Annotated in this window: 13 protein-coding genes and 1 tRNA gene; 6 read left to right on the top strand and 8 right to left on the bottom strand. The window is 67.5% G+C overall.

Annotated features, from left to right (window positions below):
* Positions 1-196 precede the first annotated feature (196 nt).
* The 4 genes from ACOQFL_RS04980 to ACOQFL_RS04965 all read right to left on the bottom strand — a co-directional run bounded on the left by ACOQFL_RS04980 (position 197) and on the right by ACOQFL_RS04965 (position 3,723).
* Positions 197-1,072, bottom strand: a complete 876-nt coding sequence (locus ACOQFL_RS04980; RefSeq protein WP_435542879.1) for a GGDEF domain-containing protein — start codon at positions 1,070-1,072, stop codon at positions 197-199.
* A gap of 419 nt (positions 1,073-1,491) precedes the next feature.
* Positions 1,492-1,950 (bottom strand): hypothetical protein, encoded by a 459-nt coding sequence (locus ACOQFL_RS04975; RefSeq protein WP_435542878.1) that lies wholly within the window; start codon positions 1,948-1,950, stop codon positions 1,492-1,494.
* The gene (gene dusB / locus ACOQFL_RS04970; RefSeq protein WP_435542877.1) at positions 1,947-3,092 is read right to left on the bottom strand and encodes a tRNA dihydrouridine synthase DusB; all 1,146 of its coding nucleotides are present in this window, start codon (positions 3,090-3,092) and stop codon (positions 1,947-1,949) included. Before dusB ends, ACOQFL_RS04975 begins: the two co-directional genes overlap by 4 nt.
* Positions 3,093-3,147: 55 nt before the next feature.
* Positions 3,148-3,723, bottom strand: a complete 576-nt coding sequence (locus ACOQFL_RS04965; RefSeq protein WP_435542876.1) for a superoxide dismutase family protein — start codon at positions 3,721-3,723, stop codon at positions 3,148-3,150.
* Positions 3,724-3,867: 144 nt separating this feature from the next.
* Between ACOQFL_RS04965 and ACOQFL_RS04960 the strand changes: the two genes are divergently transcribed.
* The 3 genes from ACOQFL_RS04960 (at position 3,868) to putP (ending at position 7,398) form a co-directional block, all read left to right on the top strand.
* Positions 3,868-4,824: a DMT family transporter gene (locus tag ACOQFL_RS04960; RefSeq protein ID WP_435542875.1), complete on the top strand. Its 957-nt coding sequence runs from the start codon at positions 3,868-3,870 to the stop codon at positions 4,822-4,824.
* Positions 4,825-4,899: 75 nt separating this feature from the next.
* A tRNA-Lys gene (locus ACOQFL_RS04955) sits at positions 4,900-4,972 on the top strand.
* A 908-nt stretch (positions 4,973-5,880) separates the two neighbouring features.
* Positions 5,881-7,398 carry a sodium/proline symporter PutP gene (putP, locus tag ACOQFL_RS04950; protein WP_435542874.1) on the top strand — a complete coding sequence of 506 codons (1,518 nt, stop codon included), beginning with the start codon at positions 5,881-5,883 and terminating at the stop codon, positions 7,396-7,398.
* 105 nt (positions 7,399-7,503) lie between these two features.
* On the opposite strand, the gene ACOQFL_RS04945 is transcribed toward putP, so the two are convergent.
* The 4 genes from ACOQFL_RS04945 to ACOQFL_RS04930 all read right to left on the bottom strand — a co-directional run bounded on the left by ACOQFL_RS04945 (position 7,504) and on the right by ACOQFL_RS04930 (position 12,408).
* Positions 7,504-8,751 (bottom strand): Cmx/CmrA family chloramphenicol efflux MFS transporter, encoded by a 1,248-nt coding sequence (locus ACOQFL_RS04945; RefSeq protein WP_435542873.1) that lies wholly within the window; start codon positions 8,749-8,751, stop codon positions 7,504-7,506.
* 361 nt (positions 8,752-9,112) lie between these two features.
* On the bottom strand, positions 9,113-9,631 hold the full coding sequence (locus ACOQFL_RS04940; RefSeq protein WP_435542872.1) for a MarR family winged helix-turn-helix transcriptional regulator: 519 nt from the start codon (positions 9,629-9,631) through the stop codon (positions 9,113-9,115).
* Between the two features lie 898 nt (positions 9,632-10,529).
* Positions 10,530-11,081, bottom strand: a complete 552-nt coding sequence (locus ACOQFL_RS04935; protein WP_435542871.1) for a GNAT family N-acetyltransferase — start codon at positions 11,079-11,081, stop codon at positions 10,530-10,532.
* A 112-nt stretch (positions 11,082-11,193) separates the two neighbouring features.
* Positions 11,194-12,408: a dipeptidase gene (locus tag ACOQFL_RS04930; protein WP_435542870.1), complete on the bottom strand. Its 1,215-nt coding sequence runs from the start codon at positions 12,406-12,408 to the stop codon at positions 11,194-11,196.
* 408 nt (positions 12,409-12,816) lie between these two features.
* Between ACOQFL_RS04930 and ACOQFL_RS04925 the strand changes: the two genes are divergently transcribed.
* The 3 genes from ACOQFL_RS04925 to ACOQFL_RS04915 all read left to right on the top strand — a co-directional run bounded on the left by ACOQFL_RS04925 (position 12,817) and on the right by ACOQFL_RS04915 (position 16,716).
* Positions 12,817-13,104 (top strand): DUF3311 domain-containing protein, encoded by a 288-nt coding sequence (locus ACOQFL_RS04925; RefSeq protein ID WP_435542869.1) that lies wholly within the window; start codon positions 12,817-12,819, stop codon positions 13,102-13,104.
* Between the two features lie 138 nt (positions 13,105-13,242).
* Positions 13,243-14,904, top strand: a complete 1,662-nt coding sequence (mctP, locus tag ACOQFL_RS04920) for a monocarboxylate uptake permease MctP (RefSeq protein ID WP_435542868.1) — start codon at positions 13,243-13,245, stop codon at positions 14,902-14,904.
* A 153-nt stretch (positions 14,905-15,057) separates the two neighbouring features.
* The gene (locus tag ACOQFL_RS04915; RefSeq protein ID WP_435542867.1) at positions 15,058-16,716 is read left to right on the top strand and encodes an FAD-binding dehydrogenase; all 1,659 of its coding nucleotides are present in this window, start codon (positions 15,058-15,060) and stop codon (positions 16,714-16,716) included.
* Positions 16,717-16,768: the final 52 nt, after the last annotated feature.

Genomic DNA, 16,768 nt, shown 5'->3' with positions numbered 1-16,768 from the left:
TCCCCACCCCCGAAGCTGTATCGCCAGACTCGCTCAAGATGCTACGGCTGATCGCTCGAACTGACGATAGCGGCGCCGGATTCTTCACAGTCAGTGCACGACACAACCGTGTTATGTAGGATAAATCACAGCAGTTGTTCGTCCGAGTGGGGCAGCGCTCTGGTGCTCCACACCCACGTGTTCGAAGTGATCGCGTTCAGTAGTTCTGTGGTGACGATTCGGATCTCCTGGTGATGCCTGTCAAGTGGACTTCACCGTGCTTCCGGTGGGCGACGACGTTTCGCCCCGATTGTTTGGCCGCGTAGAGCAACACATCCGCGCCGAGAATTTTCTCTTCCGTTCCGGACGTGACGGCTTCCCCGGTCGTCGCGTCGTACGTCAATCCGATACTTACCGTTATGCGCAGTCCGCGTGCCACTCGCTGCCACGGAAAGTCCGCTATCCGCGCCCGTGCGCGTTCGCACAGCGAAATCGCGGTCGCCTCGTCGATACCCGGCAGCACCAGTACGAATTCCTCGCCGCCGTATCGCGCACAGAATCCTCCATTGGGTAGTTCTTCCTGTAGTAATTCGGCGACGCGCTGCAGCACGCGATCGCCGAGTACGTGCCCGAATGTGTCGTTCACCTGCTTGAACCAGTCCAGGTCCACCAGCGCTATACCGAGCCCCTCGGGAGTTTCCCGCGGTAGGCTCTCGAGTCGCTCGTCCAGATAGCGACGGTTGTAGCCACCCGTCAGCGTGTCGCGCAGACTCTGCTCCCTGACGCGTGCGTGTTCGCGTCGTAGCCAGTTCACCTCGTGTCGGAGTTGTTCCGGCACCGGAGGGGTGAGCTCGCTGTTCCGCAGATCCAGTGCGGCCCGCAGGTGGTGGTAGGCCTGCTGCCAGCGTTCTCGTGAGGCGAGCAGTTCCGCTATGGCCTCGTGCAGTTCGGCCAGTCCGGCGGCGGTGGCCGAGTCGGTCGCGTAGTGCCTGCCGGTGCTGTGCTCGGTGCAGGGGAGGTCGTGCAGCCGGGCCCTGGCGGCTTCCTCCCGCCAGGTCTCCGATTTGGCAATACCATCGCGCAGTCCGGACATCGCACTCACCTCCCGTAGTGGTGTCGTCCGGTGAGTCGCCGGGCTTGAGTCGGTTCAGCTCAACCGGAGCCGATTTCGCTCAACCGGCGTACCGCCTCATCGGCGTGTCCGGGCAACGTGTTCGCTCGATCCTTCGGCCTCCAACCTGTCGCTCCGGCCGCGGGTTGATCCCGTTTCGAGCCCCGCCCGGGGCACGACCGGTCTTACCTCGCTGCACCCCATTCCACCCGATTTCACGTAATCACGCATAGTGTCGTTACGAAAACTCAGCGTTGTTTATTCCCGGGGTGCCGGGAGAGCCTTGTCGGCTCGTGTCGGACTCGCTCGGGCGTGGGTGGGGTGCATCGATTTCCCCAGGGCAGGGTCTTCCCCAGGGCAGGGTCTTCCCCAGGGCAGGGTCTTACCCGGGGCAGAGGGTCTTACCCGGGGCAGGGCGCGAAGCCGTACCAGCGACCGTCGAGCACCACCAGGTGCTGCGAACCGAGCTGTCTACCCACCACGACCCCCTCGCGGCGCACCGTGATCTCCACGCCCACGACCCAAACCCCTCCGGCGGGAGGCCGCCCGGCCACCGTGAACTCCTCGTCGGGGCGCAGTGTCCCGAGCGCGGGTTCCGCCGTGACGGTCATCCCGTCCAACGAGCAGCGCCGAGCCCGGTAGTCGGGGTGCTGGGTACGGCGCAGGAAGATCCGTTGTGCGTCCGGGCCGCGCCGTGCCGCGGCATTGTTGGTATTGAAGTAGGCCGTCACCGAGCGAACGGCCCCCGAGCCCGGGGAAGGTGGAGCGGGCGTGGGGCTGCCCGAGAGCAGGCAGCACCACAGCAGCACCAGCAGTGGCGGAGCCACGAGCGCCCGCGAGCGGCGCGGGAGCGGACTCATCCTCCACTGTGGTCCAGGTCGGCACCCACCGGCACGGAGTTGTCCTCCGGATCGTCCAACCAGCCCTCCGGCAGCGCCACCTTGCCCGGCGAGCCCTGCCTGCCGCGCGGCCCCTCCGCCTCGGTCGGGAAGGGAACGTCCGGATCGAGCTCGTCCAGCATGCTTGCCAGCTCGCCGAGCGTGGACACGACCCCGAGCCTGCGGCGCAGTTCCGAACCGACCGGAAAGCCCATGAAGTACCACGACATGTGCTTGCGCAGGTCGCGCATGGCCTTTTCCTCGCCCATGAGTTCGGCCAGCAGGCAGGCGTGGCGGTACACGATGCCGCGGATCTCGCCGAGGTCCGGCGGTTCCGGGATCGGTTCGCCCCGCAGCTCGGCGTGCAGCTCCCGGAACAACCACGGCCGACCCAGGCAGCCACGCCCCACCACGACGCCGTCGCAACCGGTGCTGTCCATCATCCGCCGGGCGTCCGAAGCCGTGAAGATGTCACCGTTGCCCAGCACCGGAATGCTCCGCACGGTTTCCTTCAGCCGGGTGATCCGTTCCCAGTCGGCCGTGCCCGAGTACCGCTGCGCGGCGGTGCGGCCGTGCAGCGCGACAGCGGACGCACCCGCTTCCTCCGCGATGCGTCCCGCGTCGAGGTAGGTGGTGTGCTCGTCGTCGATTCCCACCCGGAACTTGGCCGTGACCGGGACCCCCGCCGGTTCGGCCGCCCGCACCGCGGCCGAGATGATGTCCTCGAACAGTCTGCGCTTGTAGGGCAGCGCAGCCCCACCGCCCTTGCGGGTCACCTTGGCAACGGGACATCCCCAATTCGTGTCTATGTGGTCGGCCCAACCCTCACCCACGACGATCTTGACCGCCTCGGCCATGGTCGCTGGATCGACCCCGTAGAGCTGCATCGAACGCGGGTGCTCACCCTCGTCGAAGCTCATCATCCGCAGTGTCTTGGCGTTGCGTTCCACGACCGCTCGGGCGGTGATCATCTCGCAGACGTAGAGCGAGTCGCGGCTGCCGTATTCCCGACACAACTTCCGGAAGGCCAGGTTCGTGATGCCCGCCATCGGAGCGAGCACCACGGGCGGATCGACCGCGTACGGTCCGATCCGGAGTGGTTCGGTGGCTGGCGCGAGCGACATGCCTCCATTGTCGGTGCTCGTTCCCGCCGGTCGGCACCGGGCGGACGCCGACCGTTCAGAAAGGCACGTTCAGACAGGCCAACCGGTCCCCGGCCTCGCCCGCCACGCCGGGCGCCGTGCGGGTGCGGTGCTCGTGGATCACTACCGACGAGGCGTCACCCCGGTGTGGGTTCCACTCCCCGAAGGCGCCGCTCACCGCGTTCCCGGCCGCGTCGGTGCGGAAATCCAGCCAGATCTCGTTACTCGGATTGGCGTAGGTGGGGTCACCGGAAACGCCCTTCGGTGCGGGTACCCGCTGAAAGTGCGGTCCGGCGTCAGAGCCTTCCTCCCCGCACGGGCGGGTGTGCACGTGAGCGCCGTAGGTGCGGTTCGGGCGCAACCCTTCGAGGACAGCGGCCACGGACGTACCTTTCCCGGGCGAGTTCTCGGCGAACACTCCGATCCGCGCACCCGGCGGCACCAGCTCGGGCGCGTAGGTGATGGCCGTCGCGGACTCCTGGTAACCGGTGAAAACGCCCCGCGCCACCGTCCGGCTGTGATCCTCCTCGCCAGCGGGCTCCGCCTGCGCGGTGGCGGGAATCGTGATGATCAGTGCCGTAACCGCAAGCACGATGCTCGATACGGATCGCATGTGTCCGGTTCTACGTGGCGCGCTGCCTCCAGCGGTGGATGATCACCGGGAAGAGTGAAACGGCGTGTCGGGGAGCGGTGAGTGTGACGAGGATCGTCGCCCTCGCGGGCGCGTACTGGTGTGTAGGCGCGCTACGTTGATCGGATGACTGATTCGGGGCGCGACCGGACCTGGTTGGTCGCGATCGCCACCGCGATGTGGGGGACCGACGCGCTGTGGCGGATGCCGCTGGCGACCAGCTTACCGAGCACCACCGTGGTGCTGTGCGAACATCTGATCGTGACGGTGCTGCTGGCACCGCTACTGCCCAGGGCCTGGCGGGCGTTCGCCCGGTGCGGCGGCAAGCAGCGGGCGGCGGCGCTGGTGGTCGGGGCGGGTACCTCCGCGCTGGCAACGTTGATGTTCACCGCCGCGTTCGGATACGGCGATCCGGTGACTCCCGTGGTGCTGCAGAAGCTGCAACCGGTGTTCGCCGCGGTGGCCTCGTTCCTGTTGTTGCGCGAGGGCTTCCGCCGGGGCTACCTCGCCTTCGCCGTGCCCGCGCTGGCGGGCGCGTGGCTGCTGGCGTTTCCGGATCCGACGCAGGTGAGTGTCTCGCGGCTGATGCCCGCGCTGTTGGCGCTGGGGGCTGCGGCGCTGTGGGCAGCGGGGACGGTGCTGGGGCGGCTGTTGAGCAGGGAACTGGCCCCGATGGAGGTGACCACGCTGCGATACTCGGTGGGGCTTCCCACCGTGGCGCTGGTGCTGCTGCTGCGGGACGGTTCGATCACCGAGGGGCTGTCGAACCTCGGTGGGGCACTGGCCCTTGGTTGGCAGAACCTCGGAGGGCTGCTGCTGCTCGCGTTGATTCCCGGCCTGCTCGCGCTGAGTCTGTACTACGTGGGGCTGCGCACCACCCCCGCGGCGCGGGCCACCCTGGCGGAACTGTCGTTCCCGGCGACTGCCGCCATCGTCGGTGTCGGTGTGCTGGGCGAGACCCTCACCGTCACCCAGTGGATCGGTTTCGTGCTGCTGGTGGTGATGATCACCGCGCTGGGCTGGAACGAACGTGCCGGCAGCCGGAAGGTCGTTCAATCGGAAGTCGCACTCGTGCGCGGCTGAACCGACACGCCGGGCGGGTGGTCGGCCCGCCCGGCGATGCACCAGATCAACGGCTGCCTGTAAGGTGTCTCTCGCGGGCCGTTAGCTCAATGGGCAGAGCAGTGGACTTTTAATCCACGGGTTCAGGGTTCGAGTCCCTGGCGGCCCACCGAAAGCCCAGGTCAGCGAGTTCCGCCAGTGGCCGATCAAGATCACGAGTGCACTTTATCCCCCCGAAACTCGTGTGCCGGGCGTTGCCCCGTGCTCAGCTGTGGTGTCGTTCTCGACCGCTTCCGCTTCGGCATTCTCGGCCTCTTCCGCTGCTACTTCGGCCCGGATCTCCGCGTGTCTGGCACGGCGGGATGCCCGGTTGTCCTCGCTCCGCCTCATGTTCCGGCCGCATCATCCTCCGGATAGTGGTGCGGTCGGTGAATCCCTCCGGTTCACCGTGCCGGTGAGGCCGGACTCTGCCCTGGCGGACGGCGCCAACGTCCCCAAAGCAGCCACAGTGGACTTTTCCGCCTTCCGGGGCCCCGGGGTAGCAACTCGGCCCGTCTCCGGGGCGCAGCCCCGCACCGATGTGGCAACCCACCACGGAGGGCGAGTGCTCCGGCGCTGCGAAGAGCGTTCCGCGGACGAGTTCGAGCAGGGCGTCAGCTTAGCCTTTCGAGGCTCGCTTCGGGGTGGGACCGCGAGAGCGGGTTTACCGAACGCCACGATCTCGCGTGGCTTTCGCGCCCCAGGCCGGGGACCGAGCGAGCCATGCGGCTCCGGCTGCTCCCGTGAGGTCCACGACCTCTCGCCGCGCGTACTGCGAGTTTCCGGAACGTCACGTTTCGTTTCTGAATCGTCCGCTGGGTGAGACGCGGCCGCATTCACTCCTTAAGGCGAGTGCTCGTTGTTCGATCTGACAACGAAAAGGTCGAAATCATGTAGTATCGCACGAATACGGCGTTGCGAATACCACTTACTATCCTTCGAACACTTACCGCGAACACATGCCGGCCTCGATTCGTGACCACCGACCGTGATCCGCTTCGGCGGAGCGCATGTGTCGTCCCGGCTGAAGGAGTATCAGTGTTTGAGATCAGTCCAGCGGTACTGACGACCTTCGCCGCGTATCTGGTCGTCATGCTCGTGATCGGGGTGTGGGTGTACAGACGCACCAACACCCTCGCCGACTTCGCGCTCGGCGGTCGTAACCTCAACGCGCCGACCGCGGCACTGTCGGCGCAGGCCAGCGACATGTCCGGCTGGTTGCTGCTCGGGCTGCCGGGGGCGGTATACGCCCAGGGTGTGGGGGCCACCTGGATCGCGATAGGTCTGGCCCTCGGCACGTACTTCAACTGGCTGTTCGTGGCGCCCCGGCTGCGTACCTACACCGAGCGGGCCAACAACGCCGTCAGCCTGTCGGCCTACCTGGAGTCGCGGTTCGAGGATCGCACCCGTTCGCTCCGGCTGGTTTCCGCCCTGGTGATCGTGGTGTTCTTCACCGTCTACGTCGCCAGCGGTCTCGTCGCAGGGGGAGTGCTGTTCGAGGACGTCTTCGGCGTGGACTCGACGACGGCGATCTCCATCTCCGTGGCGGTCATCGTGATGTACGCCTTCCTGGGTGGGTTCCTCGCCGTGAGCTTCACCGATGTGGTGCAGGGAACGATGATGTTCCTGGCTCTGGTCGCGCTCCCGCTGATCGGTATAGCCCTGCTGGGAGGTTTCGGCGGGCTCGGCGGGGCGCTCACCGAGCAGTCCCCGGCGTTGCTGGACATGGGCCAGGAGGCGAGCTTCACCGACGGGAGTTGGTCGAGCGGAAGCGGCTTGAGCTTCGTCGCGATCGTGTCACTGTTGGCCTGGGGCCCGGGGTACTTCGGGCAGCCGCACATCCTGGCGCGGTTCATGGGGATTCGCAGTGCGCGGCACATCCCCGTCGCCCGTCGGATCAGCACCACCTGGGTGCTGGTGACCCTTCTCGGTGCCTCGCTGGTCGGTTTGGTCGGTATCGGCGTGCTCGACCAGCCGCTGGACGACCCGGAGCAGGTGTTCATCGCGCTGGCGCAGCAGCTGCTCAACCCGTGGATCGCGGGCATCCTGCTCGCAGCGGTGCTGGCAGCGGTCATGTCCACCGCCGACAGTCAGTTGCTCGTCGCCTCCACCGCGCTGACCGAGGACTTCTACCGCGCCTTCGTGCACAAGGCCGCCTCGGAGCGGCTGCTGGTGTGGGTGGGACGTGCCACCGTGATCCTGGTGGCGCTCGTGGCCTACGTGATCGCGCTCGGCGGCGGAGCCGTGCTGGACATCGTCTCCTACGCGTGGGCCGGTTTCGGTTCCGCGTTCGGCCCGGTGATCCTGCTCTCGCTGTTCTGGTCCCGTATGACCTGGACCGGAGCTCTTGGCGGCGTCATCGGTGGCGCGGTCACCGTGCTGGTCTGGAAGAACGTGGACGCGCTCAGCGGCACCGGGGTGTACGAGATGATCCCGGGCTGGATCGTGGCCCTGCTGGCCATCGTGGTGTTCAACGGGCTCGGCAGGCGTCCCGAACGTGACTGGTCCGGGGACATGGCCGAACCGGTCGAGGGCGCCGAGCCCGCCAAGTCCTGAGCCCGGACGCTTTTCCACGAGACGAGGGGCGGGGCATGCCGGGTGCCCCGCCCCTCGTATGCCGCGGTCCTCGTCGTCGCCCCGCCCGGCGATTTCGCGGGAAATTTACGCGGGTGCATCGAAGTTCCCGTGCCCGCTGCTGTGGTTCGCCATCACCAGGGCCCGGGTGTAGGGCTCGCCGTCCGCGGCGCGCAGCACCGCCGATCTCCGCTCCCGTCGGTCGGCAACCATTCCCAACAGCGCTGTCAGCAGCGCCGTCCCGGCCAGGGCCGCTCCGATCCTGCTGGGGGCGAGGTAGCCGTGTCCGGCGCCGATGCCCAGACCTGCCAGCCAGGGGCCGAGGGCGTTGCCGATGTTGAACGCGGAGATGTTGCTCGCGCTGCTCAGCGTCGGCGCGCCCTCCGACTCGTCCATCACGCGGGTCTGCAGGGCAGGGTTGATCAGAAAACCGGCCACGCCGAACAGCCCCAAGGTGGCAATCATGGTCACCTCGTTGTGCGCGGTGACGTCGAACAGCAGCAGCATGCCGCTCAACAGCACCAGCCCGACTGTCAGCGTGCTCATCAACCTCCGGTCGGCGAACCTGCCGCCGAGCACGGTGCCGAGGAAACTTCCGATGCCGAACAGCAGCAGCAGCGGCGCCACGGCCGTTTCCGGGAAGCCGGTCACGTTGGTCAACAGCGGCGCGACGTAGGTGTATGCGGCGTACAGTCCCGCCTGGCTGAGCATCGTGGTAGCCAGCGCCAACCAGACCTTCGGATTGGCGAACGCGGACAGTTCACTTCGGATGCTCGGCTGCTCGTCCCTCGGCTGGTGCGGGAGGAGCGTGCCGAGACCCACCAGACTGAGCAGTCCCAGCACGGCGACGGCCCAGAAGGTGGTTCGCCAGCCGAACTGCTGGCCGATGAAGGTGCCCAGCGGTACTCCCGCGATCGTGGCGATGGTGAGTCCGCCGAACATGATCGCGATCGCACGGGCCTTCTTCTCCTGCGGTACCAGGTTCGCCGCCACCACAGCGCCGATACCGAAGAACGCGCCGTGTGAGACGGCCGTGATCACGCGGGCTGTCAGCAGCACCCCGTAGCTCGGCGCCATGGCAGCCAGGCTCTCGCCCAGCACGAACACCGCGAGCAGCGCCACCAGCGTGGCCTTCTTGGGGACCCTTGAGGTCAGCACGGTCATCGTCGGTGCGCCGATGACCACGCCGACGGCGAACAGCGATATCAGCAGGCCGGCGTGGGGCAACGATATTCCGAAGCCGGCGGCGAGTTCGGGTAGCAGTCCGGCGATCATGAATTCGGTGGTGCCCAGGCTGAACACCGTCAACCCGAGGACGAACAGTGCGATGGGCATTGGATTCTCCGGGCCCCGAAACCTCGCGGCACGGCTTCCCGTGGGGTGCTCGGTTACGGGGAGGTCTGGATGCGGTCCTTTTACGACATCGAACTATTCGATGCTGAAATGTACTGTAGAGTACAGTGCGGTGTGAATCAATACAACGTCGAAATGTTTGGCTTCGGAGGCGTCCGGGCAGGAGCGGAAGCCGATCGGCGAGGCCAGGGGTGCCGTCGGCACGAGAGGCGAGCCGAGTTGGGTGGTTCACCGCGAAACGGATAGGGCGGACCCGTCGGCAGGACGCTCGGTTCGAGTCGTCCGTTCGCTCACCCTCCTGAAGGTGCGAACCGACGTCCCTCGGAAGAGTTCGGGCTCGCGGTCACTCCGCCTCGGAAGTGGTAGCGGTGCCGAGTTTGCGCAGCAGGCCGCACAGCTGGTCCGTCTCGGACGGGCTGAGTGCTTCGAGGGCACTCTTGCCTTCAGTCAGGTAGGAGTCCATCGCCCGGTCGGTCACCTCGATACCCCGCTCGGTGAGCCGGATGATGACGATCCGCCTGTTCTCCGGGCTGAAGTGCCGTTCGACCAGTCCGGATTCCTCCAGGCGTTTGATCCGGTTGGTCATCGCGCTGTTGGAGACACGCAGATGCCCCCCGATCGTTCCGGGGCACATCTCGTAGGGTTCGCCGTCGGTTCGCAGCGTGGCCAGCACGTCGAATTCCCAGCTCTGCAGGCCGTATTCGCTCAGCACGGCGGCCAAGCGTCGTTCGATCTCGTTGGAGGCGGTGGTCAGCCACCCGATCACGGACATCGGCGATACGTCGAGGTCGGGCCGCTGGGCCCGCCAGCGTCGAACGGTCGCCTCGACGCCGTCCACCGGCATGTTCGCCTCGACGGTCATGGCGGTAATCGTACGTCACGGCACAGTTCCACGGAAAACAACTTCACGTGGAAGCATTCGCGAGCAGGAGAAACGCACCGTGGGCGCTCTGCTCGCCCCGTCGCCCGGCGATTTCGCGGGAAATTGACGCCCACCTCCGCCGTGCCGCTCCACCGGAGCGGAGATTTCGCGAGAAATTGACGGCGCCGGACCGCCCGGAATATCGACGACGACCTCGCGGGCGCCGCGCGCGTGCGCGCGGTCGGAACTCACCCGCACGACTCGCGCTGCGTAAGCCCGGGAGGGCCGCCAACGTGCCCAGCGTTTCCTCGAAAAAACCGCCAACCGAACCCCCGCGTGCCGGACACCGAAGCGCACGGCGGGAGAAGCTACGGAGGTATGTCCCCCTGACCGGGACCGGGTCGAGGAAGACACCGGTCACAGGTCCAAGGGGTGGGGAATCCACGTGCGGGCACTACTCCGCACTCGCCGGGGTTACAGCGGTAGGAGCCGCTGCTCTCGTGCCACGCGCTCCCAAGATTGCCGAACCGGGCGACCGTCGCCGGGTGTCGTGGCACTCGTCTCCCGGCCCGCTCTGACCGGGGTGGTCGCGGTCGCGAACCGCGCCCCGGACTTACCCCGTCCTTCGGCCTGCCGGGAACGGCTGAAGCGGGAGCGTATACGTGCTACGCTGGCATCTGCTTTTTTCGTTTCTTGGCAGATCGAAATATAGCACGGTCGGCCCCCGGTGATCCGGGGGCCTTCTCGTAGCGCTACCGGTTCGCCACGCTCGGTGATGTTCCGTCCCTTGTGGCCGGTGGCCTCGTGGTCCCGGCGATTTCGCGGGAAATTGACGGCGACGGGTGCCGGGATGGTCGGTTCACTTTCCGCTTCGGACCGCTTCGCGAACCGAAAACGGTCAGGAATTCCGCCCGTGCCACTCCTCGGCGAGCACCGCCCAGACCTGCATGTCGTGGCGCCTTCCGTTGAGGGGAAACAAACTGCGCAGCGTGCCCTCGTGGGTCATTCCCAGCCGTTTCGCCACCGCGATGCTGCGATGGTTCTCGGTCGAGACGCGGTACTCCACCCTTGCCATCCCTCGCACGCGGATCGCCCAGTCGGTCAGGTGCTCACAGGTCCGAGTGATCAATCCGTTGCCCTGCGCGGCTTCGGAGAGCCAGACGCCCAGCTCGCAGCAACCGCTGTGGGTGTCGAACACCCGGAACAACGCACCGCCGACGAGTTCCTTCCCGCGCCAGATCCCCATGATCCGGCCGGTGTCGTTGGCCTGCTTGTCCGCGTAGTTCCGTAGGAACCGTCGTGCCGACTCTTCGTCGAGGACGATTCCCGCCCAGGGCAGCCAGGGTTCCAGGTGCTTTCGGTTGGCATCGGTGAACTCGGCGAACTCCCCGGCCTGCCAGGGTTCCAGCGGCCGTAACTCTGCTTCGGCTCCCAGCGGATGTGCGAACACGGCGGCTCCTCCCGAACGATTCCCACGTTCTTCCTACCGGCCCGCGCAACCGGATTTCCGGAATCCGCGCGAGTTCCGCTCGGTTCGGTGTCGGTTTCCGGTCGGGCTCGGGTCAGGCCGAGGTTTCCCCGTCGAGTTGGTCCAGGGTGGCGATCGAAGGCCTCTCGGTACGCCGCAGCCGCTCTGCCACACCCTCCGCGTCGCGCAGTGCGCGCAGCGGGTTGTGCCAGGTGAGCTTGGCCAGTTCCGCCTCGGACCAGTTCCGGTCCAGCAGTGCGGCGAGCAGGTTGGGATACCCGGCGACGTCGTCGAGTCCCGCCGTGGTGAACGGGGTGCCGTCGAAGTCACCGCCGAGTCCGATGTGGTCGATTCCGGCGAGCTCGCGCATGTGGTCCAGATGATCGGCCACTTTGGACACTGTTGCCACGGGGCGTGGATTGTCCCGCTCGAACTCCGCGCGAGCCCGGTGGCCCCGCTCGGTGCCGTCCAGCGGGTGCAGCCCCGATCCGGTCAGGTGCGCGTCCGCCGCCCGGTCCCACTCGGCGGCCTCGGGCAGCACGAACTTCGGCACGAAGGTCGCCATCGCGACTCCGCCGTTGTCGGGCAGCGCCCGCAGCACGTCGTCCGGCACGTTGCGCGGATGGTCGCATACCCCTCGTGCGCTGGAGTGCGAGAAGATCACCGGAGCGCGGCTGATCCGCAGCGCGTCCCGCATGGTCTCGGCCGAGGTGTGCGAGAGGTCGACCAACATGCCCAGCCGGTTCATCTCCCGGACCACCGCCTCGCCGAAGCGGGTCAGACCACCGGCGGCGGGCTCGTCCGTCGCCGAGTCCGCCCAGGGAACGTTGTCGTTGTGCGTGAGGGTCATGTAGCGCACGCCCAGCTCGTACAGCGCGCGCAGTGTGCCCATCGAGCAGTTGATCGAGTGGCCGCCCTCGGCGCCCATGAGCGAGGCGGTGCCGCCCGACTCGCGGCAGCGTTCCACATCCGCTGCCGAGAAGGCCGGAATCAGCCGGTCCGAGTACCGCTCGGTCAGCGCACGCACGCAGTCGATCTGCTCCAGGGTGGCCGAGACCGCGGCGTCACCGGTGAGGTCGGTGCGCACGTAGACCGACCAGAACTGCGCGCCCACCCCGCCGGAACGCAGCCGGGCCAGGTCGGTGTGCAGCACCGCTGACTGGTCCGTGGCGATGTCGGCCCGGTCGGTGTCGTATCCGACCGTCTCGCGAAGTGCCCAGGGCAGATCGTTGTGGCCGTCGAACACGGGGTGCTCGTCAAGCAGTCGTGCGGCGAGCCGTCGCGGTTCCGACTCGGTGGGCTCGGTCATGTGCTCCGCCTTCGTTCTGGTCGAGATGTGTCGCTCGATGCGGGGTGGCCCCCGGCGACGCCCGGTGGGGGCGGATCGTCGATGGGCCGTGCTCGGAGTGTGCTCCGAGCACAAAGTGTGCCGGACGCCCGGTCGGCGTGTCCCCGGTATTCCTCCGGCGTGCGGAAGGCGAGCGGCGAGACACCGCGCGCACCTCGAAAACCGCGCACAAGCAGCGAGGAAGCGGGCGCAGGCAGCGAAGCGTCGCGCACAAGCAGTGCAGCACCGCGCGCAGGCAGCGAAACCCGGGTCACGTAGTGAGCCGACGTCTCACTCAGTCGGACGACTCTTCCCAGGGAGATCGACTCCGGCTAGCATGCTGCTGCCCGATCGGGTGATTCGTACTGGCACAGCCTGGGGAGGCCGTCCATGACCGAGCAGCCCATGAGCGAGCAGCGGATACCCGCCGCGCGAGCGCGCCACGGAACCGACCGTTCACCGTGGAACCTGCTGCTGCTCGTCCCGCTGCTGATGCTCGTGACTCCACTGTGGAATCACGATGAGCCCAGGCTGTTCGGGCTGCCGATGTTCTACTGGTCGCAGTTCCTGTTCGTGCCGCTCGGCGTGGTCTGCGTGGGGCTGGTCGTCCGCGCAGCCAACCGCAGGGAACGCGCGGCGACCGAGCACGCCGCCGAAGGCAACGAGGGGAAGCACTGACCGATGCTTCCCCCCGTGTCGTCCACTGGCGTGACTCGCTTGGTGCGGCAGCACCGAACCACCACCTCCCCGACTCGGCCACCCGCGGGAGGTTCCGCCACCCGAGCCCCCGGCAACCCCGACAGGAAACTCTGAAAAATGCAGTGGATCGAATTCGGCGTTTTTACCGCGCTCTTCCTGTTCGTCTCGGTCCTGGGGTTCGTCGCCACGCACTGGCGCCGCGCCGAGTCGATGCAGCACCTCGACGAGTGGGGACTCGGGGGCCGCAAGTTCGGCTCCTGGATCACCTGGTTCCTGGTGGGTGGTGATCTCTACACCGCCTACACCTTCGTCGCCGTCCCGGCGCTGGTCTTCGGGGCCGGTGCGATGGGTTTCTTCGCGCTGCCCTACACCGTCGTGCTCTACCCGCTGGTGCTGCTGCCGCTGCTGCGCATGTGGTCGGTGTCCAGAGTGCACGGTTACGTCACCCCGGCCGACTACGTGCGCGGCCGTTACGGTTCGCCGCTGCTGGCCACCCTGATCGCGGTGACCGGCATCGTCGCCACGATGCCCTACATCGCGCTGCAGCTGGCCGGGCTGGAGGCGGTGCTGCGCACCATGGGGCTCAACGCGGGCGGGCTGGCCGGGCACGCCCCGCTGTTCATCGCCTTCGTGGTGTTGGCGCTGTACACCTACCAATCCGGGTTGCGCGCCCCCGCGTTGATCGCGTTCGTCAAGGACCTGCTGATCTACGTGGTCATCCTGGTGGCCGTGTTCTACCTGCCCAGCAAGCTCGGCGGCTGGGGTTCGATCATCGACCAGTCCGCCGCGGGGTGGTCCGGGCCGGATTCGGGCGGCTCCATTCTGCTCGGGGAGCACAACCAGCTGCAGTACGCCACGCTCGCGCTGGGGTCGGCGCTCGCGCTCTTCCTCTACCCGCACTCGCTGACCGGTATCCTCGCTTCCTCCGGTCGCAAGGTCATTCGGCGCAACATGGTCGCGCTGCCCGCCTACTCGTTCCTGCTCGGAATGCTGGCGCTGCTGGGCTACGCCGCGTTGGCCGCCGGGGTCGAACCCATCGTCAACGGCGCCACCGGAGAGCCGGACTCCAACACGATCGTGCCGGTGTTGTTCGACCAGATGTTCTCCGACTGGTTCGCCGGGTTGGCCTACGCCGCCATCGGGATCGGCGCCCTGGTTCCGGCGGCGATCATGTCCATAGCGGCGGCCAACCTGTGGACCCGCAACATCTACAAGGAACATCTGCGTCCCGGCGCCACCCCCGCCCAGGAGGCCAAGCAGGCCAAACTCGCCTCGCTGGTGGTCAAGTTCGGCGCGGTGCTGAGCATCGTGTTCATCGACCCGCAGTTCTCCATCGACATGCAGCTCATCGGCGGTGTCATCGTGCTGCAGACCCTGCCCGCCGTAGCGATCGCCCTCTACACCAGGTGGCTGCATCGTTGGGCGCTCGTGGCGGGCTGGACGGTCGGCATGGCCTGGGGGCTGTGGCAGCTGTATCTGATCCCGAAGGACCCGGCCACCGGTGAGGGGCACTTCGGCGGTTCCGCGATGCCGTTGTCCGACTTCAGCCTCTTCGGTTGGCAGCCGCTGCCGGACATCCGGACCCAGATCTACGTGGGTGCGGTGGCACTGCTGCTCAATCTGCTGGTCGCGGTGGTGCTCACTCCGCTGCTGCGGTGGTTCGGCGCCACCGAGGGCACCGACGCCACGGCCGAGGCCGACTACCACGCCACCGAGGCACCCACCGGGGGTGACGAAGCAGCGGAGGTCGAGACCTCCGGTGAGACCGCCTCGCGGTGACTCCCGGTCGGTGAAGTCGCGGCCGGAAGAGCTGTTTCCGGCCCGGCCGCGTATCGGATACTGTTTCCTGGCTCACGCCGTGCTCGCGGGAGGACTCGGAGAACCGATCGCGAGGGCGTGTGATCGGTCCCGAGACGGACGGGAGGCGTGGCAATGGCATCGGACGCGGACGTCATCGTGGTCGGCGCGGGACTCGCCGGACTGGTGGCCACCTACGAGCTGACCCGTGCGGGCAGGTCCGTACTGCTGGTCGAGCAGGAGAACGCCGACAACCTCGGCGGGCAGGCCCACTGGTCCCTCGGCGGACTGTTCCTCGTGGACAGTCCCGAGCAGCGCCGACTCGGCGTGCGGGACAGTTGCGAACTGGCGCTGCGGGACTGGAACAGCAGCGCCGCGTTCGACCGCCCGGAGGCGGACCACTGGCCACGCCGCTGGGCGCGGGCCTACGTCGAGTTCGCCGCCGGAGAGAAACGCTCCTACCTGCGCGACCTCGGGATGCGGTTCATGCCCTTCGTCGGGTGGGCCGAACGCGGTGGTGGTACCGCGAGCTCCCACGGCAACTCGGTGCCGCGGTTCCACTTCGGTTGGGGAACCGGACCCGAGATCGTGCGGATCTTCGCCGAGCGGGTACGAGAAGCCGAACGCGCCGGCCTGGTGCGTATCCGGTACCGCCACCGGGTGGACGAGCTGCTCACCTCCGACGGCGCGGCGCACGGCGTGCGGGGCAGCGTGCTGGAGCCCAGCTCGGAACGCAGGGGAGTGGCCTCCTCGCGCGAGGTGGTGGGGGAGTTCGAGCACCACGCGCAGGCCGTGGTGGTCACCTCCGGCGGAATCGGCGGCGACCAAGAGCTGGTGCGGCGGAACTGGCCCTCCTGGCTGGGACGGAAACCAGAGCACATGCTCACCGGCGTCCCCGCCCACGTGGACGGCAGGATGCTCGACATCGGTGAGCGCGCCGGGGCCAGTGTGGTCAACCGCGACCGGATGTGGCACTACACCGAGGGCATCACCAACTGGGACCCGGTCTGGCCGGGGCACGGCATCCGGATCCTGCCCGGGCCGTCCTCGATGTGGTTGGACGCCACCGGCGAGCGGCTGCCCGCGCCCTACTTTCCCGGTTTCGACAACATGGGCACACTGCGCCACATCCTCGGCACCGGCCACGACTACACCTGGTTCCTGCTGGACCAGCGCATCCTGGAGAAGGAGTTCGCGCTGTCGGGTTCGGAGCAGAACCCCGACCTGACCGACAAGAGCCCGCGCAAGCTGCTGTCCCGGGTGCGTAAGGGAGCTCCCGACCCGGTCGAGGCTTTCAAACGCCACGGGGTCGACTTCGTGGTGCGGGACAACCTGCGCGACCTGGTGGCGGGGATGAACGAGCTCACCGGCGAGTCGCTGCTGGACTTCACTGCCGTGCGGGAGCGGGTGGTGGCCCGCGACGCCGAGATGCACCGCTCCTACGGCAAGGACATGCAGGTCTCGGCCATCCGCGCCGCGCGTAGGTTCATCAGCGACAGGGCCATTCGCGTCGCCACACCGCACGGGCTGCTCGACAGCGGCAACGGGCCACTGATCGCGGTGCGGCTCCGGTTGCTCACCCGCAAGACCCTGGGAGGGTTGGAGACCAATTTGGACTCCCAGGTGATGCGCCCCGACGGTTCCGCCTTCGACGGGCTCTACGCGGCCGGTGAGGTGGCGGGATTCGGCGGAGGCGGGGTGCACGGTTACAACGCCCTGGAGGGAACCTTCCTCGGTGGCTGCGTGTTCTCGGGCCGCAGCGCCGGGCGGGCACTCGCCCGCGACCTCGCCTAGTCGAGAGGTGCCACCACAATTCGCTTGGGTGGCCGGGTAGCCGGCACGTGAG

It is taken from the genome of Actinopolyspora sabaoui, from assembly GCF_051225635.1.
GTDB lineage: Bacteria > Actinomycetota > Actinomycetes > Mycobacteriales > Pseudonocardiaceae > Actinopolyspora.
This window is presented reverse-complemented; position numbering and strand designations above follow the sequence as displayed.

Bases quoted from the DNA above. Each gene is read 5' to 3' on its own strand.
- ACOQFL_RS04945 (WP_435542873.1), bottom strand. From the start codon at position 8,751: ATGCCCATCGCACTGTTCGTCCTCGGGTTGACGGTGTTCAGCCTGGGC.
- ACOQFL_RS04965 (WP_435542876.1), bottom strand. From the start codon at position 3,723: ATGCGATCCGTATCGAGCATCGTGCTTGCGGTTACGGCACTGATCATC.
- ACOQFL_RS04940 (WP_435542872.1), bottom strand. From the start codon at position 9,631: ATGACCGTCGAGGCGAACATGCCGGTGGACGGCGTCGAGGCGACCGTT.
- ACOQFL_RS04960 (WP_435542875.1), top strand. From the start codon at position 3,868: ATGACTGATTCGGGGCGCGACCGGACCTGGTTGGTCGCGATCGCCACC.
- mctP (WP_435542868.1), top strand. From the start codon at position 13,243: ATGCAGTGGATCGAATTCGGCGTTTTTACCGCGCTCTTCCTGTTCGTC.
- ACOQFL_RS04930 (WP_435542870.1), bottom strand. From the start codon at position 12,408: ATGACCGAGCCCACCGAGTCGGAACCGCGACGGCTCGCCGCACGACTG.
- ACOQFL_RS04975 (WP_435542878.1), bottom strand. From the start codon at position 1,950: ATGAGTCCGCTCCCGCGCCGCTCGCGGGCGCTCGTGGCTCCGCCACTG.
- ACOQFL_RS04980 (WP_435542879.1), bottom strand. From the start codon at position 1,072: ATGTCCGGACTGCGCGATGGTATTGCCAAATCGGAGACCTGGCGGGAG.
- ACOQFL_RS04925 (WP_435542869.1), top strand. From the start codon at position 12,817: ATGACCGAGCAGCCCATGAGCGAGCAGCGGATACCCGCCGCGCGAGCG.
- ACOQFL_RS04915 (WP_435542867.1), top strand. From the start codon at position 15,058: ATGGCATCGGACGCGGACGTCATCGTGGTCGGCGCGGGACTCGCCGGA.
- dusB (WP_435542877.1), bottom strand. From the start codon at position 3,092: ATGTCGCTCGCGCCAGCCACCGAACCACTCCGGATCGGACCGTACGCG.